The organism is Hwangdonia seohaensis, from assembly GCF_031932625.1.
Classification (GTDB): Bacteria; Bacteroidota; Bacteroidia; order Flavobacteriales; family Flavobacteriaceae; genus Hwangdonia; species Hwangdonia seohaensis.
In genome coordinates, this window is the sequence record NZ_JAVSCK010000001.1 from 1,150,220 (window position 1) to 1,171,370 (window position 21,151).

The 21,151-nt window shown below is 35.6% G+C and carries 22 protein-coding genes; 16 read left to right on the forward strand and 6 right to left on the reverse strand.

Going from position 1 to position 21,151, the window contains the following annotated elements; translation table 11 throughout:
- From RNZ47_RS04930 to tsaB, 13 genes are all read left to right on the forward strand, one after another.
- Entirely contained in the window at positions 1 to 582 is a 582-nt protein-coding gene (locus RNZ47_RS04930; protein ID WP_311937256.1) for a cytochrome c oxidase subunit 3, read from the forward strand.
- Positions 583 to 717: 135 nt separating this feature from the next.
- Positions 718 to 1,695, forward strand: a complete 978-nt coding sequence (locus RNZ47_RS04935) for a cytochrome c oxidase subunit 3 (protein WP_311937258.1) — start codon at positions 718 to 720, stop codon at positions 1,693 to 1,695.
- A 22-nt stretch (positions 1,696 to 1,717) separates the two neighbouring features.
- Positions 1,718 to 2,098, forward strand: a complete 381-nt coding sequence (locus tag RNZ47_RS04940; protein WP_311937261.1) for a cytochrome C oxidase subunit IV family protein — start codon at positions 1,718 to 1,720, stop codon at positions 2,096 to 2,098.
- A 126-nt stretch (positions 2,099 to 2,224) separates the two neighbouring features.
- Entirely contained in the window at positions 2,225 to 2,941 is a 717-nt protein-coding gene (locus RNZ47_RS04945; RefSeq protein ID WP_311937264.1) for a hypothetical protein, read from the forward strand.
- A 150-nt stretch (positions 2,942 to 3,091) separates the two neighbouring features.
- Positions 3,092 to 3,835 carry an SCO family protein gene (locus RNZ47_RS04950; protein ID WP_311937266.1) on the forward strand — a complete coding sequence of 248 codons (744 nt, stop codon included), beginning with the start codon at positions 3,092 to 3,094 and terminating at the stop codon, positions 3,833 to 3,835.
- Between the two features lie 47 nt (positions 3,836 to 3,882).
- Positions 3,883 to 4,416 (forward strand): DUF420 domain-containing protein, encoded by a 534-nt coding sequence (locus RNZ47_RS04955; RefSeq protein WP_311937268.1) that lies wholly within the window; start codon positions 3,883 to 3,885, stop codon positions 4,414 to 4,416.
- Positions 4,417 to 4,441: 25 nt separating this feature from the next.
- Positions 4,442 to 4,660, forward strand: coding sequence for a CAMCR motif-containing small membrane protein (locus tag RNZ47_RS04960; RefSeq protein ID WP_311937270.1), 219 nt, complete (start codon positions 4,442 to 4,444; stop codon positions 4,658 to 4,660).
- Positions 4,661 to 4,754: 94 nt separating this feature from the next.
- Positions 4,755 to 5,456 carry an ABC transporter ATP-binding protein gene (locus RNZ47_RS04965; RefSeq protein WP_311937273.1) on the forward strand — a complete coding sequence of 234 codons (702 nt, stop codon included), beginning with the start codon at positions 4,755 to 4,757 and terminating at the stop codon, positions 5,454 to 5,456.
- Complete coding sequence (locus tag RNZ47_RS04970; protein WP_311937276.1) at positions 5,449 to 6,678, forward strand: ABC transporter permease; 1,230 nt, start codon at positions 5,449 to 5,451, stop codon at positions 6,676 to 6,678. The genes RNZ47_RS04965 and RNZ47_RS04970 overlap by 8 nt, the downstream gene beginning before the upstream one ends.
- Before the next feature lie 2 nt (positions 6,679 to 6,680).
- Complete coding sequence (locus tag RNZ47_RS04975) at positions 6,681 to 7,925, forward strand: ABC transporter permease (protein WP_311937279.1); 1,245 nt, start codon at positions 6,681 to 6,683, stop codon at positions 7,923 to 7,925.
- A gap of 15 nt (positions 7,926 to 7,940) precedes the next feature.
- On the forward strand, positions 7,941 to 9,059 hold the full coding sequence (locus tag RNZ47_RS04980; RefSeq protein ID WP_311937282.1) for an efflux RND transporter periplasmic adaptor subunit: 1,119 nt from the start codon (positions 7,941 to 7,943) through the stop codon (positions 9,057 to 9,059).
- Positions 9,043 to 10,431: a TolC family protein gene (locus tag RNZ47_RS04985; RefSeq protein ID WP_311937285.1), complete on the forward strand. Its 1,389-nt coding sequence runs from the start codon at positions 9,043 to 9,045 to the stop codon at positions 10,429 to 10,431. The genes RNZ47_RS04980 and RNZ47_RS04985 overlap by 17 nt, the downstream gene beginning before the upstream one ends.
- Before the next feature lie 241 nt (positions 10,432 to 10,672).
- The gene (tsaB, locus tag RNZ47_RS04990; protein ID WP_311937289.1) at positions 10,673 to 11,350 is read left to right on the forward strand and encodes a tRNA (adenosine(37)-N6)-threonylcarbamoyltransferase complex dimerization subunit type 1 TsaB; all 678 of its coding nucleotides are present in this window, start codon (positions 10,673 to 10,675) and stop codon (positions 11,348 to 11,350) included.
- Here the strand turns inward: tsaB and RNZ47_RS04995 are convergent.
- The 5 genes from RNZ47_RS04995 to RNZ47_RS05015 all read right to left on the reverse strand — a co-directional run bounded on the left by RNZ47_RS04995 (position 11,347) and on the right by RNZ47_RS05015 (position 15,925).
- The gene (locus tag RNZ47_RS04995) at positions 11,347 to 12,162 is read right to left on the reverse strand and encodes a mechanosensitive ion channel family protein (protein ID WP_311937291.1); all 816 of its coding nucleotides are present in this window, start codon (positions 12,160 to 12,162) and stop codon (positions 11,347 to 11,349) included. The genes tsaB and RNZ47_RS04995 overlap by 4 nt on opposite strands.
- 16 nt (positions 12,163 to 12,178) lie before the next feature.
- Positions 12,179 to 12,535: a DUF1304 domain-containing protein gene (locus RNZ47_RS05000; RefSeq protein WP_311937293.1), complete on the reverse strand. Its 357-nt coding sequence runs from the start codon at positions 12,533 to 12,535 to the stop codon at positions 12,179 to 12,181.
- The gene (locus tag RNZ47_RS05005) at positions 12,532 to 14,568 is read right to left on the reverse strand and encodes a thioredoxin domain-containing protein (protein WP_311937294.1); all 2,037 of its coding nucleotides are present in this window, start codon (positions 14,566 to 14,568) and stop codon (positions 12,532 to 12,534) included. Before RNZ47_RS05005 ends, RNZ47_RS05000 begins: the two co-directional genes overlap by 4 nt.
- Positions 14,569 to 14,715: 147 nt before the next feature.
- Positions 14,716 to 14,916, reverse strand: a complete 201-nt coding sequence (locus tag RNZ47_RS05010) for a dodecin family protein (protein ID WP_311937295.1) — start codon at positions 14,914 to 14,916, stop codon at positions 14,716 to 14,718.
- A gap of 106 nt (positions 14,917 to 15,022) precedes the next feature.
- The gene (locus RNZ47_RS05015) at positions 15,023 to 15,925 is read right to left on the reverse strand and encodes a NifU family protein (protein ID WP_311937297.1); all 903 of its coding nucleotides are present in this window, start codon (positions 15,923 to 15,925) and stop codon (positions 15,023 to 15,025) included.
- 142 nt (positions 15,926 to 16,067) lie between these two features.
- Here RNZ47_RS05015 and RNZ47_RS05020 point away from each other — a divergent pair, with 142 nt between their 5' ends.
- Positions 16,068 to 17,072, forward strand: coding sequence for a PorP/SprF family type IX secretion system membrane protein (locus RNZ47_RS05020; RefSeq protein ID WP_311937301.1), 1,005 nt, complete (start codon positions 16,068 to 16,070; stop codon positions 17,070 to 17,072).
- A 142-nt stretch (positions 17,073 to 17,214) separates the two neighbouring features.
- On the opposite strand, the gene RNZ47_RS05025 is transcribed toward RNZ47_RS05020, so the two are convergent.
- A complete protein-coding gene (locus RNZ47_RS05025) occupies positions 17,215 to 18,366 on the reverse strand; it encodes a vWA domain-containing protein (protein ID WP_311937303.1) in 1,152 nt (383 codons plus the stop codon).
- A 249-nt stretch (positions 18,367 to 18,615) separates the two neighbouring features.
- Here RNZ47_RS05025 and RNZ47_RS05030 point away from each other — a divergent pair, with 249 nt between their 5' ends.
- Together RNZ47_RS05030 and RNZ47_RS05035 are read left to right on the forward strand one after the other, a co-directional pair.
- Entirely contained in the window at positions 18,616 to 20,790 is a 2,175-nt protein-coding gene (locus RNZ47_RS05030) for a histidine kinase (RefSeq protein WP_311937307.1), read from the forward strand.
- Between the two features lie 2 nt (positions 20,791 to 20,792).
- Positions 20,793 to 21,140 carry a hypothetical protein gene (locus RNZ47_RS05035; protein ID WP_311937309.1) on the forward strand — a complete coding sequence of 116 codons (348 nt, stop codon included), beginning with the start codon at positions 20,793 to 20,795 and terminating at the stop codon, positions 21,138 to 21,140.
- The last annotated feature ends 11 nt before the right edge of the window (positions 21,141 to 21,151 follow it).

The following is a 21,151-nucleotide window of genomic DNA, read 5'->3' on the forward strand; positions in this document are numbered from 1 at the left end:
ATGGATTTAACTCAAGGAACTTTAGAAGAAAAAAATAACAGAGCCAAAAAAATGATGCTTTGGTTTGGAATCGTTTCACTTATTATGTCGTTTGCGGGATGGACAAGCGCATTTATAGTAAGTAGCTCCAGACCCGATTGGTTATCGGATTTTCAGTTGCCAAACGCATTTATAATAAGTACCGTTATTATTGTAATAAGCAGTATTACATTTATTTTAGCTAAAAAAGCTTTAAAAAAAGAAAATAGGCAAGCCACCACATTATGGTTGTTAACCACATTGGTGTTGGGTATCGCATTTATTTCCTGTCAATTTATGGGCTTTCAGCAAATTATAGATTTGGGATATAATTTTACGGGGCCAACTAGCAATGTTACCATGTCTTACATTTACTTGATAGCTATTGTGCATATTTTGCACGTGGTTGTTGGGTTGGTTTGTTTGTTGGTGGTAATTTATAATCATTTTAAACAAAAGTACAATCCGAGCAAAATGTTAGGGTTCGAGTTGGCGGCTACCTTTTGGCATTTTATAGATATACTGTGGGTGTATTTATTTTTGTTTTTATACTTTGCCAAGTAATATCTGTTGTTAAATTAGGCCATTGCAAACTATTTAGTAAAGTTTTTATTTGTGTTTTTTTGAATTTTAGATGCGGATGTTTCTTTAGATAAATAAATTGATTATTTTTGTCCAACTAAAAAACAACCAATACATATGAGTACTACAGTTGTAAATACTGGAACGGAAGGAAAAACTTGGGGTGGAGGAAACAAGCCGCTAAAAGCCAGTTACGGTAAATTGATGATGTGGTTTTTTATCACTTCTGATGCCTTAACCTTCACAGGGTTTTTAGCAGCCTACGGATTTTCAAGATTTAAATATGCCGAAATTTGGCCTATTGCAGACGATGTTTACACACACGTCCCTTTTATTCATGGCGATTATCCAATGATATTCGTGGCATTCATGACCTTTATTTTAATTATGTCGTCCGTAACCATGGTTTTGGCCGTTGATGCAGGGCATAAATTAGATAAGGCAAAAACCACCATTTATATGTTTTTAACCGTTATAGGCGGACTTATATTTTTAAGCTCACAAGCTTATGAATGGACCACGTTTATAAATGGTACTTATGGCGCTGTTGGAACGCATGGCGGGAATATTATCCAGTTTGTTGATACCGATGGAAAACGTGTGGCTTTAAAAGATTTTGCCATAGCCGAACATTCTGATCGCGAGCAACATTTAAGAAATAACGGCTTGTGGTTTAATGGAGAAAAAGCCTTGACTAGCTTTAATTTAAATGAAGTGATTGCAGGTTTTGAAGCTAACTCAGACTTATTGATTAAAACAACTTACGCAGATGAACACGGACATAAAATTATTTTGTCCAGAAGTGAATCGTTAAACGAATTAAAAACCAAAGGTAAAAATGTAGTTGAGGGCGCCAATCTTATTCAAAACGAATATGGCCCACCACTATTTGCAAACTACTTCTTTTTTATTACAGGTTTTCACGGTTTTCACGTATCTATTGGGGTTTTGTTAAACGTTATAATTTTCTTTAACGTGATTTTGGGAACCTACGAGCGCAGAGGAAGTTACGAAATGGTTGAAAAAGTAGGGTTGTATTGGCACTTTGTAGATTTAGTTTGGGTGTTTGTATTTACATTCTTCTACTTGGTTTAATTCGAAAAAAACAGATTATAACATGGCACACGAACATAAATTAGAAATTTTTAGAGGTTTATTAAAGTTTAAATCCAACACCCAAAAAATTTGGGGTGTATTAATCTTTTTATCGCTTGTAACTGCAGTAGAGGTTGTTTTGGGTATTTACAAACCAGAAAGCTTAATGGTAAAGGTTTTGGGCATGAAACTCTTAAACTGGATATTCATCATCTTAACCGTTGTAAAAGCGTATTACATTACATGGGATTTTATGCACATGCGAGATGAAACTAAAGCGCTTAGGCGCATGGTGGTTTGGACTGCAGCAATCTTAATATTGTACCTAATATTTATCCTATTACAAGAAGGCGGATACATTTTTGATGTTTTTAAAAAGGGATTTGTAAAAGACGATTTTTAAAAGAATTTAATTTGAATATACCTGTGTATATTCGAAGTGTTAAATAGAGTTATAAAGGCGGTTATTAAACTGCCTTTATTTATTTTTGTAAACCAATAATTTGGGTGATTTAAAGGTCAGTATATAATGTATTATAAAAAAATTAGCCGCTATGTCGTTTTAGGAGTTTTGTTCTTTCTTCCCGTAACCTTTTTATTGTTTTTATACCCAGCAACGCACAATTACGAGCCGTTGGAGGTTGTAAATAAAAACGTATCGGATTTACAGGCTTTCGCATCAAATTCAAATGATTCCATTGTTTTAAAGAATCACATAACCGTCCTGGGTTTTTTAGGAAATAATCCTATGGACAAGCTTATCGCAAACTCGAATTTAAAGGAATTGGTATACGATAAGTTTAAGGGCTTTAAACGATTTCAAATCGTAATAGTGGCGCCTAAAGGCACTGAAGCTGTAGTTGAAGATCTTAAAAGGGAAATAGCATCTTATGAAGACTTGCGGTTTTGGCATTTTGTGTTTGGTGAACCCAACGATATTCAGCGCTTGTTTTTTAGTTTAAAATCGAAAGAGAATCTCAATGACGATTTATCATCAAACCACGTGTTTGTTGTTGATAAAGATTTAAGCCAACGCGGAAGATTGGATGACAGAACAGACAGGGAAATTGAAAAAAACAAACCGGTTTATGGGTTAAGCTCCTATGATTGCATTGAGGTTGCCGAAATTAAAAATAAAATGAGCGACGATTTACGTATTTTATTTACTGAATACAGACAAAAACGAAAAGGCGAATTTAACTCGGATACCCGAAGAGCAAACGATTTAAAATCAGAAACAAATTAAAACTGGTTTGCCACACTTGAGTTACAAACACTAAACGAAACTATCCTTCAAGGTTTTAAAAATCTTGAAGGTATTGCATAAAAAAAAGAAGATTCTCTCCTTCACTTCGACAAGCTCAGCGTGACACGAGGGAATGTAAAAAGAATTGAAATGAAAAAAACGAATTATTCATATATAGGCATCGCATTTATAATACTTGTTTTCGGAATCATTTTTATTCCCAAAATAATGGATAGAATTTCCAATAACGATGTAATTCGCAACGAAAGCAGAAGTGATTTTGCCAACGATAAAAAAACATCGATTTCAGATTTATCATTTATCGAAATTAATGGCGAACCTAAAAAAGTGCCAGCATTTTCATTTACAAATCAAGATGGAAAAACCATCACCAATAAAGATTACGAGGGTAAGGTTTATGTGATTGAATTTTTCTTTACCACTTGCCCAACTATTTGCCCACGGATGAATGCAAACCTTATTCAAATTCAAAATACCTTTAAAGGTTTTGAGGATTTTGGCGTGGCGTCTTTCACTATAAATCCCGGATACGATACGCCGGAAATCCTTAAAGATTATGCTGAACATTATGGCGTAACAAACCCCAATTGGCATTTAATGACCGGCGATAAAAACACCATTTATAAATTGGCTAACGAAGGCTTTAATTTATATACGGGCGAAAATGAAGCGGTTGAAGGCGGTTTTGAGCATTCGGGAAATTTTGCCTTAATCGATAAAAACGGATTTATCCGCTCCAGAAAAGACCGGTTTGGAAACCCCATAATTTACTACCGAGGCATCGTGTCGGAAGCAGAAGGCGTTGATGAAGACGGGATTAAAGAAGAAATTAGCGCTTTAAAAGAAGATATTAAAAAATTGCTGAACGAATAAATTAACGTCATTCTGAACTTGTTTCAGAATCACATAATTTTTTTAAAATGAATAATCAAGACCCTATTTTAGACGATAAGAAATACAATAAGCTAATTGTTGTTTTGTCCATTGTTATCCCCATTATTGTAGCAGCCTTGTTTAGCGTGAGAATACCAAATGTAGAGCCTTTAAGTTTTTTACCGCCCATTTATGCTACCATAAACGGACTTACAGCAGTTATTTTGGTCATTGCCTTTTTTGCCATAAAAAAGAAAAACAGGGTGTTGCACGAAAATTTAATGACCACCGCTATTTGGTGTTCAGCACTTTTTTTACTCATGTACATGGCGTATCACATGACCAGCGATTCTACAAAATTTGGAGGCGAAGGTGTTATAAAATATGTATATTACTTTGTTTTGTTAACACATATTGTATTGTCTATCGCCGTTGTTCCATTCGTATTAATTACGTATGCCAGAGCCATAACAAACAATTTTGAGAAACATAAAAAAATAGCGAGAATCACATTTCCGTTATGGCTATATGTTGCCGTTACGGGTGTTATTGTTTATATTATGATTTCGCCTTATTACTAACCTATAAGGTTTTTAAAACTTAATTATGAAACGTAAAATCATTTTACTTCTATTTTCTTTCCTCTTTTTTCTGGAGACCAATGCCCAATGCGCTATGTGTCGCGCCGTTTTAGAAAGCGAAGAAGGACAAACCGCAGCCCAAGGCATTAACGATGGTATTGTATACCTCATGGCTGTTCCCTATATTTTGGTGTTTGGTATAGGATTTTTTATTTATAAGAAATATAATACGTTAAAAAAATAATAAAAACTTTTTTTAACTTATATTGTAACATTTCTTTGTGTTACTAGTCTAATTGCAAAGTGCTTTAGCTAAAACTTAAAACCAATCATTGTCCATGTTAAAAATCAGTCAGCTTCACAAGTCCTATCCCATAGGCGATTCCAGTTTACATGTTTTAAAAGGTATCGATCTTTCTGTTGAAGAAGGAGAAATGGTTGCCATAATGGGCTCTTCGGGCTCAGGAAAGTCTACCTTACTAAATATTATCGGTATGTTAGATGAAGCTGATGAAGGCGAATATATCCTTGATGGATTGCAAATAAAAGATCTTACCGAAAAAAAAGCAGCCGTTTACAGAAATAAATTTTTAGGATTCATTTTTCAATCCTTCAACCTGATCAACTATAAAAACGCCCTTGAAAACGTGGCGCTTCCGTTGTATTACCAAGGTATGAAACGCAAACAGCGCCAGGAAGTAGCTATGTTTCATTTAGAAAAAGTAGGTTTGGCAAATTGGGCGCAACATTTACCAAAAGAACTTTCCGGAGGTCAAAACCAACGTGTCGCCATCGCAAGAGCCTTGGCTGCAAATCCAAAATTATTATTGGCTGATGAGCCCACAGGTGCTTTGGATACCACAACATCTTATGAGATTATGGCTTTTATTCAGCAGTTAAACGATGAAGGCAAAACCATATTAATGGTAACACACGAGGAAGATATTGCAAACATGTGCAAGCGTATTGTTAGGCTGCGCGATGGTGTTATAATAGAAGATAAAAAAGTACAACAGGTTAGAGCCCAACAGCATGTTTGATTTAGACCTTTGGCGCGAAATATTTCAGAGTATCAATAAAAACAGAACCCGAAGTTTATTGTCGGGTTTTACGGTTGCGTTTGCCATATTGTTGTTTACCATTCTTTTTGGTATTGCCAATGGTTTAAAAAACACTTTTGCCGAAGCCTTTGTCGATGATGCCAATAACTCCATTTTTATTCATTCGGGAAGAACTACAAAAGCACATAAAGGCTTACAGGCCGGTCGTCGGATTCAGTTTAAAAACGAAGATTTTAGTTATGTAAAAGATGAATTCGGCAATAAAGTTGAATTTATTACGGCACGAATTTATAGAAACGTACAGGCCTCTTTCAGGAACGAACAAAACAATTACAGCTTAAGAGCCGTGCATCCAGACCACCAATTTTTAGAAAAAACAAAAATAAAGGAAGGTCGATATATCAACCAAAGCGATTTACATAACAGAACAAAAGTTGTTGTAATTGGTAGATTGGTTGAAGAAGATTTGTTTTTAAAAACAACAGCATTAGGGAAATACATTAACCTGAATGGCATACAATATAAAGTTGTTGGCGTTTTTACAGATGATGGCGGCGATAACGAAGAGCGATTGATTTACATGCCAGTAACAACAGCGCAACATCTATATGGCAACAACGACTATATCGATCAAATAAACCTCACCTACAACCCTAAAATGGGCTACGATGAAGCCTTGGCTTTCAGTACCTTATTAACTCGAAAACTTAAAGACCGTTTTTCTGTTGCCAGTAGCGATCAAAGAGCCGTTAGGGTTCGTAATATGGCAGAAGGCACAAAACAGGTAGATGCGCTAACAGGCGGTTTAACCGTAATTATTCTGGTTATTGGTTTTGGTACTTTAATAGCTGGAATTGTGGGCATAAGCAACATCATGATTTTTATTGTAAAAGAACGTACCAAAGAAATTGGTATCCGTAAGGCATTAGGGGCATCGCCGCGATCTATAGTTTCTATCATTTTAATAGAATCTATTTTAATAACGGCCATGGCGGGTTACTTAGGTTTGGTAATTGGTGTTGGTGTTTTAGAACTTGTTAAACCCTATTTGGTAGACTATTTTATAAAAGACCCAGGTGTAAGCAATAGCCTTGTAATTGGCGCTACCATTACGCTTATTACGGCTGGCGCTATTGCGGGATATTTACCGGCAAAAAAGGCATCGAAAATTAAACCTATTGTAGCATTAAGAGACGATTAATTATGTTTAGATTTTTATTCGACAGAGATACATGGCAAGAAGTTTACGATAGCTTTAGCAAAAACAAACTAAGGTCTATACTTACTATGGTTGGTGTTTGGTGGGGTATTTTATTGTTAATTGGGTTGTTGGGTTCTGCTAAAGGCTTGGAAAATTCATTTAACAGATTGTTCGGGAGCTTTGCAACGAACAGTGTTTTTGTTTGGGGACAAAGTACCAGCAAGCCATTTAAAGGCTTCCAAGAAGGCAAGCTAGTGCGGTTAACATTGTCTGATGCCAAAAAAGTAGAGGAAAACGTTGAAGGCATTGAGTTTGTCGTTCCTAGAAATCAAAATCAGGCACAAGTTATTCGGAATTTCTTATCGGGTAATTTTAGCATCAATGGCGATTATCCATTGTTGGACCAAGTTCAAAAGAAAAAATTAATTCACGGCAGGTTTATTAATCAGAACGATATTGATGATAATAAAAAGACAGCTGTCATTTCAGAAGAAATTTATAAACAGTTATTTGAAAAGGACGAAAATGTTATCGGTGAGTATATTCAAATAAACAGCATCAATTTTAAAGTTGTGGGCATGTTTGAAAACGGCAATGTCAATATGGGCCCCACATCCGATATCCATATTCCGTTTACCACCTTTCAGCAAATATACAATCAAGGCGATCGCATTGGTTGGATGATGATAACCGGAAAACCCGAATACGATATCAAACAAATTGAAAACGACGCTAAACTGTTACTAAAAAACCTAAACAGCATTCATCCCAACGATAAGCGTGCCTTTGGTAGTTTTAATCTCGGTAAAGAATTTGCAAAAGTCACGGGTTTTTTAACGGGCATGCAGTTTTTAACGTGGTTTGTAGGCATTGCCACCTTAATTGCCGGCGTGTTTGCCATTGGTAATATTTTGCTTATTACGGTTAAAGAACGCACCAAGGAGATTGGCGTACGTCGTGCTTTGGGTGCTACACCTTTCGAGATTAAAAGGCAAATAGTGGTCGAGGCTGTATTTTTAACCTTATTGGCTGGATTGTTAGGTATTATATCCGGCGGATGGATTTTAATTTTACTGGACCACTTTTTCGGACAAGGCGCAGACGCTGCCATTGTAAACGCATCCGTATCAATAGCCGTCGTATTTGTAGCATTAATCATATTAGTGGTATTAGGAACTTTAATAGGGTTAATTCCGGCATTTAAAGCCACCAGCATAAAACCAATTGAAGCATTAAGAGAAGAATAAACAATCAAAAAAAAAATGAATAAAACAGTAAAGATTATTTTTGGAATAGTTGCTATTATAGCATTGGCATTCGTTTTAAAGTATTTTAAAGATGCCAACTCAAAATCTATTGAAGATTTTAAAGTGGAAGAACCGTTTTACACATCCATCAACACCAAAGCTGTGGCAACAGGCAAATTAAACCCCGAGGAAGAGATTGAACTGAAACCCCAAATATCTGGGATTGTTGATAAAATCCTGGTTGAAGAAGGCGATATTGTTAGAAAAGGCGATTTGATTGCAAAAATCAGGGTTGTGCCAAACGAGCAAAGTTTGGTAAGTGCAAAAAGCCGAATTTCGTCTTCAAAATTATCTTTTGATAATGCCAAAACACTATATGATAGAAACAAAGCATTGTTTGAAAAAGGCGTGATTTCCCAACAGGATTTTGAGAATAGCTCATTGTCATTTAACCAAGCGAAAGAGTCCTTAACCCAAGCGCAAAACGATTACCAAATTATAAAGCGTGGTTCAATTTCTGGCGGAAGTTCTGCAAACACCAATATTGTGGCTCAAATCCCGGGCACTATTTTAGAAATTCCGGTACGTGAGGGCGATCAAGTTATTCAGAGTAATAATTTTAATGCAGGTACTACCATTGCTACCATAGCCGATATGAGCAAAATGATTTTTGAAGGTAAGGTGGATGAAGCCGAAGTTGGAAAACTACAAGAAGGTAAAGAGATTAGAGTCTTATTGGGTGCTATAACCGACAAAGAATTTCCAGCGAAATTAACCTTCGTGGCACCAAAAGGGCAAGAAGAAAACGGGGCGGTACAGTTTACCATAAAAGCCGATGTAGAAGTTGAACAAAGCACCAATATTAGAGCGGGTTACAGTGCCAATGCCGAAATTGATATTGAAGCTAAAGACAGTGTTCTGGCAATAAGAGAGGCATTACTGCAATACAATAGAATTACCGAAAAACCATTTGTTGAAATATTGGACGGCGAAAATAAATATAGAAAAGAAAATGTAACTCTTGGGTTATCCGATGGGATTAATGTTGAAATAACCGAAGGTGTAAAAGAAGGCGATAAAATTAAAGTTTGGAATAAAGCATCAAAAGACAATGAAGATGATGAAAATGATTAATGAAAGTCAACGTGTCCAGCAAAGTTTAAGAAACCTTGTAGGTATAAAGCAAACCATTTTATTGTTTAGTATACTGTTTACGGTATTATCATTCTCTCAGCAAAAAAAATGGACCTTGCAGGAATGTGTCGCACATGCTTTAGAACATAACATAACGGTAAAACAAACCGAAAACAGTTTGCTTATAAACAAGCAGGATATAGTAGCGGCTAAAGGGCAATTTTTGCCATCAATTAGCGGAAGCACCGGCCATAGTTTGGGTATTGGGACACAGCGAATTGATATTGGCGAAACCCAAGTAATTGTTGATAGAACTTCAAACAGTACAAGGTTTGGGGTTGGTGCCAATCAAACCATTTTTGATGGGTTTAGACTCACCAATCTGTATAAACAATCGAACTTAAATCTTGAAATAAACAAACTTGAATTAAGTAGAATTAAAGATGATATTTCCTTAAACGTTGTCAATGCCTATTTAAATACGCTATTCAATAGAGAGAATTTAGAAACGGCAAAAGCACAATTCGATTTCAGCCAGAAACAACTTAAGCAAGTACAGGATTTGGTTGACGCCGGTGTACAGCCCAAAGCTAATATTTATGATGCCGAAGCCACTTTAAGTAGAGATGCACAACAAGTTACCATTGCGGAAAACAATTTTAATTTGGCGCTGCTTACCTTATCGCAATTATTGCAAGTGCCTTTTAATGGATTTGATGTGGAAATTATAGAAATTGAGACACCATCTGAAGCTTTATTGTACGGCGATGTTACACCGGTTTTAAATTATGCATTGAACAACCGAAGCGAAATTAAAATAGCTGAAATGAATATTGAAAATGCCGAATTGAACACCGAAATATCTAAAGGTGGCTTTTTGCCAAGTGTAACATTGGGTTATGGTTTTAACACCAATGCTTTCTATTCCAATATTATTAAAAACGAAGCGGCTTTTTTAGATCAATTGAATAATCAGAAATCGCATAGTTTTAATTTAAACGTGAATATCCCTATTTTTTCAAGATTTCAGAATAAAACCGCGGTTGCAAAATCTAAAATTCAAGAAACAAATAGTAAACTGCGATTAGATCAAGCTAAGTTAGATTTAGAGGCTAACATTCAACGGGCCTATACCGATGCCCAAGCGGCACTAAAAGCCTATGTAGCTGCAAAAAAATCATTAACATCTCAAGAATTGGCTTTTAATAATTCAAAAGAACGCTATGATATTGGTAATATGACGGCGTTTGATTTAGAACAGGCCAGAATACAATTTATAAACGCACAATCATCGTTAATAAACGCGAAATACGATTTTGTTTTCAAAACAAAAGTATTGGATTTTTACATGGGTAAATCTTTAATTGATTGATGTTTTTAGGCTTTCTAAATAAGTGTAACGTCATTGCGAAGGAGGCATAACTGTGGCAATCTGTTTATTCTGAATCTGAAATTTAATTAAAATAAATTATAAACAGATTCTCACGTCGCACTTTGGTGCTCCTCAGAATGACCAAAATATTAGACCTGTCAGGTTTTTATCCCAAAGCTTCGGGATTTGACAGGTCTTTCTTTTTTATTTATTCCTATTTTTGAATCTTAAAAAGAACTTTATGAGTACGCTTATACTAAACATAGAAACGGCAACAACCAATTGTTCGGTCTCACTTTCAAAAGATGGTGAGATTTTGGTTTTAAAAGAAGATAACGGCAAAAACTATTCGCATGCCGAACGGTTGCATCTTTATATTGATGATGTTTTAAAAGAAGCAGAAATCGAATCCAACAATTTGGATGCCATTGCCATTAGCAAGGGTCCTGGCTCTTATACCGGACTGCGCATTGGGGTTTCGGCGGCAAAAGGACTGTGTTTTGCATTGGATAAACCTTTAATTTCGGTGTCGACCTTAGAGGCTTTGGCACATCAAGTTAAAACAGATAGTGGCGTAATAGTAGCTATGCTCGATGCCAGACGCATGGAGGTGTATTCAGCGATTTACGATATAAATTACAACCAAATACGGGGTACACAAGCCCAAGTTTTAGAGGAAAACGCTTTCGCGGAATATTTAGAAAACGGAAATGTGTATTTTATAGGTAATGGGGTTGAAAAAACAAAAACATGCATCAATCATCCAAATGCTGTTTTTATCGAAAACAAACTGCCTTCCTCAAAAGAAATGGGCATATTGGCTTATAACAAATACAAAAAAAACGACACCGAAGATGTCGCTTATTTTGAACCGTATTACTTAAAGGATTTTGTGGCATTAAAGCCTAAAAAAACTTAACCTTTTTTCTGTATTTCAACCCGATGTGGGTAAGGAATATCAATACCAGCAGCATCAAGTGCTTCTTTGGTACGTTCAATAATATCAAAATTCACCGCCCAATAATCTTCTTTATTAACCCAAACTCTGGTGAGAAAGTTAATGGAGCTATCCGCCAATTCCGAAACATTTATTGTAGCTTCAGGTTCTTTTAAAACGGAAGGATTGGATTGAATGACACTTAATATCACTTCTTTTGTTTTTTTAATATCGGAATCATAACCAACTCCAAAGGTAAAGTCCACACGTCTTGTCGCTTCGGTACTAAAATTTGTGATGTTGCCGTTAGAAAGACTTCCGTTAGGAATAATAACTTCTTTATTGTCGGGTGTCGTTAATTTGGTTGTAAATATTTCAATTTCCTTAACGGTTCCAGCTTCACCTTGGGCATTAATAAAATCACCAATTTTAAAGGGTTTAAAAATCATAATTAAAACACCACCCGCAAAATTACCCAACGAACCTTGTAAGGCCAAACCAATAGCTAAACCTGCGGCAGCTAAAATGGCGGCAAACGATGTGGTTTCTACCCCAACCGTACCGAGTACAACAACTATTAAAATAATTTTAAATATCCAGCCTAAAAGGTTTAACAGGAATTTTTGAAGACTCTCATCATAATCTCTTTTAGACATTATTTTTTTAGTGGTCTTCAGGATTTTTTTAATCACCCATGAGCCAATAACCCAAATAAGAACGGCTCCGATAATTTTTAGTCCGTAATCTAAAGCTAACTGTAGCCACTTTTCTGTATCGATGTTTTCTAAATTCATATTATCATTTTATTTTTTAGTTGATAAATATTGCAATGAGTGCAGCAATTGCTGGTATGCTCTGAACATAAAACAATTTAATTTGCTTTGTGGAATAAGACCCATAAATACCTGCAATAGTCACACAAACAAGAAAAAATATAGCTGTATTTATATCATTCTGAATGATGGAATACACCAAACCAGCAGCCAAAAAACCATTGTACAAGCCTTGGTTGGCAGCAAGAACCTTGGTGTCTTCGGCAAATGCTTTCGATTTTAATCCAAATGTTTTTATGCCTTTTGGTTTGGACCAAAAAAACATTTCCAAGATTAAAAAATAAACATGCTCAAAAGCTACAAAGGATATTAAAACGGTGGTTAAAAGTGTCATTCTTTTATAAATTTAATGGCATCTTTTACCTCGGTAACCGGGAGCTTGCAGGCTTTGTTAACACATACATAAATAAATGTATTTCCCGGATTAAACCTATTTTCCAATAAAGGCATGTTGTTTTCTGATGTGCTTGCCGCTATCAGTTTATTAGGTAAATAGGTTTTGTTTAACTCCGTTATTTTTTGTTTTGCATCGGCGCCCACAATGGCAACCTCGTAATAAGGTTGGGCATAATTAAGCATTAAATCGAACCAATTGGAGTAGCCTGACGGATATTCCATCATTTCAGGTTTTACGTTGTTAAGCATGCTCATAGCTGTTTTGCTGAAATGCTCGTTATCAAAATAATGCGATAATTTAAAAAGGTTTTTCGCCATAATGGAATTGCTCGCTGGAATCACATTATCGCGATATTCTATACTTCTTGATACCAACGATTCATCTTGGTTTGAAGTGAAATAAAACATTTTGCTTTTTTCATCGAAAAAGTGATCGAACGTGTAGTTTGCCAAATCTCTCGCAACGCTTAACCAGGTTTCGTTTAAGGTGTTTTCATATAATGCTAAAAAGGCATCAATGGTGGCCGAGTAATCTTCAAGATAACCGTTAATGGTGCTTTTTCCATCTTTGTACGTATGGTTCAGTCCGCCGTCTTCACGCAGCATATTATTTATGATAAAGTTGGCGTTTTTTTCCGCGGAAGCGAGATAATTTTCATTACCAAAAACACGGTACGCATCAGCATAACCTTTAAGCATTAAAGCATTCCACGAGGTAAGTGTTTTATCGTCAAGCCTTGGTTTGGCTTTTTTATTGCGCGCTTTGAATAGCGTATTTTTCCACTCAGCTTTCTTTTTATTTAAGGTTTCAATAGATAAATTGTGTTTTTTAATGATGGAGGCATCATCGTCTTTTCTAATTAAAACATAATTGTCGTGTTCCCAAAAACCATAGTTATTTACATTATAATAATCTGAAAACAGTTCAAAATCATCTTTTAAAAGGGTTTGTAATTCGGCTTTTTTCCAAACGTAAAACGCGCCTTCTTCAAGTTTACCCTCGGGTGTGTTGCTATCGGCATCCAGCGAGGAGTAAAATGCGCCATTTTCGGTCGTCATATCACGCTTTATATATGCTAACGTTTCGGTAACAATATCTTTGTATAATTTGTTCTTTGTGATGAGGTAGGCATCGGCATATAAACTAACCAATTGCCCATTGTCGTAAAGCATTTTTTCAAAGTGAGGCACATGCCATTTGGTATCGACGGCATAGCGCGAAAAACCACCTCCAATTTGATCGTAAACACCGCCATAAGCTATTTTTGTTAACGTAAGGTTTACATAATCCTGCAGCTTTTTATCGTTGGTTTGATACGCATAACGGAGTAAAAAATGATAATTATTGGGCATCATAAATTTTGGCGCTCTATTCATGCCGCCTTCATTATTATCAAAATGTTTAGACCAATTTGTTAGGGCTTCATCGATGTAACTTTTTTCAAAAACCGGCTCATCGGTGTTTAATGTAACCACATCTAAAGCTTTAATACCTTGCTCTAATTTATCGGCATATTCGTAAAGTTTATCGGGCGTTTCAACGTAAAGTTTAGAGATTTGCTCCAAAGCATCCATCCACTGTTCTTTTTTAAAATAGGTACCGCCCCAAACCGGCCTGCCGTCGGGCAGGGCAATAACATTAAGTGGCCAACCGCCACTCCCGGTCATTAGTTGTACGGCACTCATGTAAACTTGGTCTACATCTGGTCGTTCTTCTCTATCAACCTTAATATTGATGAAATTTTTATTCATCACTTGTGCCACCAAACTGTCTTCAAAACTTTCGTGTTCCATCACGTGACACCAATGGCAAGCGGCATAACCTACACTAATGAGTATAAGTTTGTTTTCTTTTTTAGCTTTAGCTAAAGTTTTTGAACTCCACGGGTTCCAGTTTACCGGATTATGGGCGTGTTGCAGTAAATACGGACTAGTTTCGTTAATAAGGTCGTTTGTATATTTATGTTTCATGGTTTTTGAATTCTGACCTTTACAGCTAATTAAAGAGATAAAAAAAAGGGATAATAGTATGTGTTTCATGTTTTCAAAGTTAACGAAAATTGGGCATAAAAAAAGCGTTCAATTGATGAACGCTTATATTTTAAAATAAATGTAAATTTAATCGACTTCGAAAGTGATTTTTAAGTTTACCCTAAATTCTGTAACCTCCCCATCTTTTACAATGGCACTTTGCTCTTTAACGTATACCGAACGTATATTTTTCACACTCTTTGAAGCGTGTTTTACTGCTTTTTTAGTAGCGTCTTCCCAACTTTTTTCTGAGTTTGATAATATTTCAATTACTTTTAATACAGCCATAATTCGTTTTTTTAAAGGTTATTACTTATCTGTTTGATTTAAAGATACTTGTTTTTAATTAGACACAGATAAATTTAAAAAGTCACCAATAAAAATTATGCAAATATTATCCGTTTATGGCTTCAACCATATTTACTTTTCCGGGAAGCATTTGTTTTAACATGTTTTCTATACCGCTTTTTAAAGTGTAAGTTGACGATGGGCAGCCACTACAAGCACCTTGCAGCATAACGCTTACATTTTTGCTTTCAGCATCGTAAGAAATAAATTGAATGTTACCACCATCGCTGGCTACCGCTGGCTTAACATATTCTTCAAGAATGTTAACGATTTCTTTTGAAGTATCATCTAAATTCTCAAACTGACTGTCTAATTGATCTGTCGATTTTTTTAAAGCGTCAACAGCTTCGGGCAAAACAACATCTTTTCCGTTTTCAATATAGCTTCTAATAAACTCTCGGAGTTCGATATTAATATCTTGCCATTCGGCCATATCGTATTTGGTGATAGACACGTAATTCTCGTCAATAAAAACACTTTTAACAAACGGAAAATGAAATAACTCCGTGGCCAATGGCGATAGTTTCGCGTCATCAATTGAAGTAAATTCAAACAATGTGGTCACTATTTTTTTATTGGCAACAAATTTCATTACCGACGGGTTTGGCGTGCTTTCGGCATAAACGGTAACGGGCACTTTTTTAGGTGCATTGGTTTCTTCAACCACAACGCCGCCATCGTTTAAATAGGTTTCAATTTGTTCTGCCATTTCATCTTTAACATCGTCCCATTCCACAATATTGTAACGCTCAACAGCTATAAAATTACTAGTGATGTAAACCTTTTTTACAAAGGGCAAATAAAACAATTGTTGTGCTAAAGGCGATGCTTTTGCTTCGTCTATATTGTTAAACTCGAAACTTTGGTGCTTGGTTATAAATTGATTTAACTCAAATTTTACTATCGCGTTGTTGGATGTTTCCTGCACAGAAACCTTGAAATTATTCATTTTAGCTAATTTTTTACAAAAATACTAAAAGAAAACCAAGATATGCATATATTTGAGTTTAGTGTATTTTATTTTTAGATGTAATTTTTTAAAAATTAAAACGTTTGTAATAAACCCAAAAACCTACTTGGTAAAAAAAATTATGAAATTGAAGAATATCTTTATGATAGCTATCGGCGTATTATTTGCTCACACGGCTACGTCGCAAGAAGGTTTACCAATATATACAGATTATTTAACCGATAATTATTACCTCATCCATCCATCCATGGCAGGAATTGCCAATTGCTCAAAGGTTAGGTTAACCTCGCGCCAGCAATGGTTTGGGCACGAAGATGCGCCAAGGCTTACCACTTTAAGCTTAAATGGAAGAATTGGCGATACACCATCTGCAATTGGTGGTATTTTATATACCGATAAAAACGGGTACCATTCCCAGTCGGGAGCCTATGCCACTTATGCGCACCACTTGTTGTTTTCAAGAAACGAAGTAGATTTAAATATGCTTTCTTTTGGTATAAGCGCGGGTTTTATACAGTATAAACTAGACGAAACCAGTTTTTTGTTTGACGGACCAGATGCCATAATTGATGGTATTGTGCAAAACGAAACCAATTTTAATATCGATTTAGGGTTCTCATATCATTTTTTGGATTACTACGCGCATGCCACCGTTAAAAATGTATTGAAAAATGCCGGTGTAAATAACGATGTTGAAATTACGAGTAACTTAAGACGCTACTTGCTTTCCGTTGGAGGTGTATTTGGAAAATTAGGAAGCTCATGGAGTTACGAACCTTCCATAATGTTTCAGTATAAAGATGGCACAAAAGAAGCTTCAATCGATGTAAACGGAAAAGTCTATAAAGACATGGATTTTGGTAAAGTTTGGGCTGGCTTATCGTACCGACAAAGCTTTGATGGTGCGGAATATTTAATTAACAATAACACGGTTAAAAGCCAAAAATTACAACAGTTTACACCCATTTTAGGCATCGATTACAAGCAATTTATGTTTGCTTACACCTATACTTATCAAAACAATTCGGTAGTATTTACAAGTGGTGGTTTTCATCAATTAACCTTAGGGTTTAATTTTGCTTGTAAAAGAAAACGCTACGAATGTAGATGTCCTGCTGTAAATTAAATTTTTTGAAGTAATAGCTGTCATTGCGAAGAGGTACGACGTGGCAATCTGTTTAATCTAATCGACTTATTTTAACACAACAAGTTTGAATTTATAAGATTACTTCAGTCATACCTCCTGCGTAATGACAAGTTTTTGGTTTTTAATCCCAAGTATACTTTTTTCTTTTGGCTTGTTCTTTAATCGCTTTGGTCATAGCATTTTCTAATCCGTTTGAGTTTTCTTTTTTATGATCTAAAATATAGAGTTTACGCTTGTTGTTTAATTCTTGAATTTGCTTTTGAATATTCTCGCGCTCAATGCGCTTTTTAGCAACGTAAGCTTTAATTTGGGTTTCCGATTTCCCCTTTAAAACTTCTGGTAATTGGCTTTCTTTTATATCATCATAATTAAAGTCCTTTTCTTCTTCAGCATCCACCAAATCCCAAGATTTGTTTTTGTATAAATGCGAACTTTTACTTACCGTTCTGCTTACTGCATTGGCTTTACTGTATAACCCTGCATTGGTATCTTGTTCCGCCTGGAGCGCTATTTTTTGTCTTCCGGCCTGACCGTAAATCACATAGGTTTTGTTCAGTTTTTGATTTAAAATTAAAATTTCATCATCATAAGGCGATGCAATATGCACCGTAGCATTGTTTTGGTTTATGGCCATATAATCGCCATTTGTTAAACTTGCGCCATCTTTCCAAGACGTTGAAATACCTTGTCGGTAATCGCCACAAAAAATGGTGTTAATGGTCACATCTTTTTCTTTTGCGTTAGTCGAAGCGTCTTTGTAGTTTGTTTTTCCTTGAGTAAAAGGCTCGTTTCCTGCGATAAAAATAAGTTTTAAATCGTCTGGATTATCGCCCCATTTTAATTGGTTTAACGACGTTTGAATGACTTGTCCGCAATATTCTTCGCCACCATTTGTGGTTAACGAAAACAGCTCTTTTGAAATCTCGTCAAGGTCTTCGCTAAAGCCTAAAACCTGCCGGATATAACCTTCGTCGCTATTTAATCGGTCGTTGCCGTATTCGTATAAGGCAATCTGTAAATTGGGTTTATTGTAGCCGCATTTGGCGTACGATAATTCGTTTACAATATCCCAAAGTTGTGCTTTGGCTTGGTCTATTAAACCGTCCATACTATTACTGGTGTCTAGTAAAAGCGCTACTTTAATGTACTGTTTACTGGGTTTGTGCGCTGTTACTTGTGCGAAATCTGTGTTTGTTTTTTTGCTGTTTGCATTGCAGGCCGTAAAACCAATTAGCGCGATGCTAATAAGGAATGTTTTTAAATAAGTTTTCATAATACTATTGTTTTTTGATTTAATGAAGGTTTTTCGAAATGCCCATTTTGGGCTTTTTGATTAGCGTAAATCTAAAAGCAACTTTCTTCTTAAAAAAAGCAGAATGAGTAAAACGGCATGTAAAATGAGCGAACGAAACCTTTGAATGCGTAAACGCTTCCTTTTCATATTAAAAACCAGCGGCATTTTAAAATCCTCATTTTATTATAACAAAGAAAGTGCGTAAGTTTATCTATTATAAAGTAACCCATGAAGTTATTAGCGAAATACATTCCTTTTTTGTGCCTTGTTTTTAGCGCGGGTTTTATGCTTGCGCAGGAACGAAACGATGTTATAAGTACAGAAAAGCGATTTGCGGTGCGTGGTTCTGTAGTTGAAAGCGATACCAACAACCCAATACCCAATGTAAATATCGAGGTTAGCGGTGGCGCATACACCACAACCGATGCCTTTGGCGAGTTTAGAATTGAAGCCAAAAAAGGCGACGAGCTGATTGTAAGGCAAAAAGATTTTGAAACCGTTTACTATATTATTAAGAATAGCGAGCGCATTAAAGTTGAGGTTCAGCCCAATAAAATGGACGAATATGAAAGTGAACTTTTTAAATCGAGAGCTGCTACCCAGGTTTTTAAATCGCTTATTGATTCTGCCGAAGTGTATTTAAAAAAGGATGCCAAAAAGAGTATTCAGTTTGTAGCTGATGCTTTAAAAGACAGCAAATCGGTTAAAGAAAATAGCGAAGCTTACGAGGTTTTGGGCGATGTGTATATGCATTGGAAACAGTACGATTTAGCCGTTTCAAATTACCGAATAAGCATTCAAAACAGGGCGACCAATACCGTTAAAATTAAATTGGCAAAAGCCTATCAGCTCAATAAAAATTATCAAGAAAGTCTGGCTACTTACAACGATATCGATAAAACCGAGCTCTCTAATTGGCAATTGGTTGTGCTTTACGAAGGCGTTGGCGATGTGCACCAAAACACCAAAACCTTTGACGCGGCAATTGATGCTTATACTGAGGGTTTAAAGGTGGCACAAAAGCATTTGATAACCCCGAAAGTGACCGACTTAAATTCTAAAATAGCACAGGTTTATGATGCCAAAGGAGAATCGCAAAAAGCAAAGGGCTACTTTAACGAATCGTTAAAACTGGCTAAAACCCAAAACAAAAAAAGGGGGGTTGAAGAGAAAATTAAAGTCGCCGATTTTCAGAATAATTTAAGCGATTATTCAAGTGAAATTGAATTGCGAAAGGAAGCCTTGGAAGCCATAAACGAAATAGAAAGCGATTCGGTTTTCGATAATGAAAGCGCCTTAACGCCTCAAAAACAAAACTATAAAATTGGTAATGCCTATGCTTTGCAAAAGGATTTTGGTCAAGCCATAACCTATCTTGAAAAAAGTATTGAGGAAGCCGATGATAAAGAAGATTTAATCGTTCAAAAAGATGCCACCAGAAAATTATCTGAGGTGTTGCGTGATGCCGGCAAGTTTGATAAAGCCCTTGTTGCCTATCAAAAGTACGTTGATTTGGTGGACAAAGTGTACTCAAAAAAAGAACAGGAAATTTCGCAGGCCGCCCGATTTAGCAAAGATATTGTTAGCAAACAAAACCGGATTTTAAGTTTAGAAAGCGATAGAGCACTTTCAGAAAGTAAATACCAACTTAATATCCAGCAGGCACGCACACAAAAACTTATTATTTACTCTTTAATCGGCGGTGTTTTATTGCTGTTGGTCACGGCATTTTTAATGTTTAAATACATTAAGCAACAGCGATTGGCAAACAATTTGTTGGCATTAAAAACCTTGCGCAGCCAAATGAATCCGCACTTTATTTTCAACGCTTTAAATTCGGTAAATAGTTTTATCGCGTCAAATGATGAACGGACGGCAAACAAATATCTATCGGATTTTTCATTGTTAATGCGAGCCGTTTTGGAGAATAGCGAAGAAGATTTTATTCCCTTGGAAAAAGAAATCGAGCTTTTGGAACTTTACACCAAATTGGAGCATTTTAGATTTAAAGATAAATTTGATTACAACATAACGGTCGATAAAAATATTAACGGCAGCGATTTTGTAATTCCGCCCATGCTCTTGCAACCCTATATTGAAAATGCCGTTTGGCACGGGTTACGGTATAAGAAAACAAAAGGGCATTTAAATATAGAAATTACTCAAAATAAAGCTGATGAAATAAAAATTACCATTACCGATGATGGCATTGGAAGAGAAAAGTCGAAAGCCTTAAAAACCGAAAACCAGCAAAAGCAAAACTCAAAAGGCATGGGAAACATTAAAAAACGCGTATCGATTTTGAATGCTATGTACAAAGATAAAGTCGATGTTTTTATTGACGATTTTCAAAATAAAGAAGACAAAGGGACCAAAGTAATTGTAACATTAAAAAAAGATTGATTATGAATTCAAGAGCATTTTTAGTCTTATTAGCTTTTTTGATTACATCATGCAAAGCCGCAAAAGAAAAGAAATTATGTTTGGAAAATGTGAAAGATAAAATGGCTCTTAATATTAATAGTTTTCAAGAACTTACATCTTATATTAAAATTGAAAACGAAGATTTGGAAGAAATATTATGGATAATTGATGGAGTTCCAGTAGAAGATTATTTAATTGTTAATACTATAAATAAAAAAGATTTCGATTTATTAAAAGTGGATTATTTACCTAAAGCTAAAACATTATCGTTTTGTAAACCATCAACAAAAGTAGTTTTGATTTTAACGAACAACTGCTTAAAGAAATAATACAAATAGAC

Excerpts from the sequence above, each read along its gene's own strand:
- RNZ47_RS05000 (WP_311937293.1), bottom strand. The coding sequence starts at position 12,535 with ATGACACTTTTAACCACCGTTTTAATATCCTTTGTAGCTTTTGAGCAT.
- RNZ47_RS04980 (WP_311937282.1), top strand. The coding sequence starts at position 7,941 with ATGAATAAAACAGTAAAGATTATTTTTGGAATAGTTGCTATTATAGCA.
- RNZ47_RS04935 (WP_311937258.1), top strand. The coding sequence starts at position 718 with ATGAGTACTACAGTTGTAAATACTGGAACGGAAGGAAAAACTTGGGGT.
- RNZ47_RS05005 (WP_311937294.1), bottom strand. The coding sequence starts at position 14,568 with ATGAAACATAAATATACAAACGACCTTATTAACGAAACTAGTCCGTAT.
- RNZ47_RS04955 (WP_311937268.1), top strand. The coding sequence starts at position 3,883 with ATGAATAATCAAGACCCTATTTTAGACGATAAGAAATACAATAAGCTA.
- RNZ47_RS04960 (WP_311937270.1), top strand. The coding sequence starts at position 4,442 with ATGAAACGTAAAATCATTTTACTTCTATTTTCTTTCCTCTTTTTTCTG.
- RNZ47_RS04950 (WP_311937266.1), top strand. The coding sequence starts at position 3,092 with ATGAAAAAAACGAATTATTCATATATAGGCATCGCATTTATAATACTT.
- RNZ47_RS04945 (WP_311937264.1), top strand. The coding sequence starts at position 2,225 with ATGTATTATAAAAAAATTAGCCGCTATGTCGTTTTAGGAGTTTTGTTC.
- RNZ47_RS05020 (WP_311937301.1), top strand. The coding sequence starts at position 16,068 with ATGAAATTGAAGAATATCTTTATGATAGCTATCGGCGTATTATTTGCT.
- RNZ47_RS04970 (WP_311937276.1), top strand. The coding sequence starts at position 5,449 with ATGTTTGATTTAGACCTTTGGCGCGAAATATTTCAGAGTATCAATAAA.
- RNZ47_RS05035 (WP_311937309.1), top strand. The coding sequence starts at position 20,793 with ATGAATTCAAGAGCATTTTTAGTCTTATTAGCTTTTTTGATTACATCA.
- RNZ47_RS05030 (WP_311937307.1), top strand. The coding sequence starts at position 18,616 with ATGAAGTTATTAGCGAAATACATTCCTTTTTTGTGCCTTGTTTTTAGC.
- RNZ47_RS05015 (WP_311937297.1), bottom strand. The coding sequence starts at position 15,925 with ATGAATAATTTCAAGGTTTCTGTGCAGGAAACATCCAACAACGCGATA.
- RNZ47_RS04940 (WP_311937261.1), top strand. The coding sequence starts at position 1,718 with ATGGCACACGAACATAAATTAGAAATTTTTAGAGGTTTATTAAAGTTT.
- RNZ47_RS05025 (WP_311937303.1), bottom strand. The coding sequence starts at position 18,366 with ATGAAAACTTATTTAAAAACATTCCTTATTAGCATCGCGCTAATTGGT.
- tsaB (WP_311937289.1), top strand. The coding sequence starts at position 10,673 with ATGAGTACGCTTATACTAAACATAGAAACGGCAACAACCAATTGTTCG.
- RNZ47_RS04985 (WP_311937285.1), top strand. The coding sequence starts at position 9,043 with ATGATGAAAATGATTAATGAAAGTCAACGTGTCCAGCAAAGTTTAAGA.
- RNZ47_RS04975 (WP_311937279.1), top strand. The coding sequence starts at position 6,681 with ATGTTTAGATTTTTATTCGACAGAGATACATGGCAAGAAGTTTACGAT.
- RNZ47_RS04995 (WP_311937291.1), bottom strand. The coding sequence starts at position 12,162 with ATGAATTTAGAAAACATCGATACAGAAAAGTGGCTACAGTTAGCTTTA.
- RNZ47_RS04965 (WP_311937273.1), top strand. The coding sequence starts at position 4,755 with ATGTTAAAAATCAGTCAGCTTCACAAGTCCTATCCCATAGGCGATTCC.
- RNZ47_RS05010 (WP_311937295.1), bottom strand. The coding sequence starts at position 14,916 with ATGGCTGTATTAAAAGTAATTGAAATATTATCAAACTCAGAAAAAAGT.
- RNZ47_RS04930 (WP_311937256.1), top strand. The coding sequence starts at position 1 with ATGGATTTAACTCAAGGAACTTTAGAAGAAAAAAATAACAGAGCCAAA.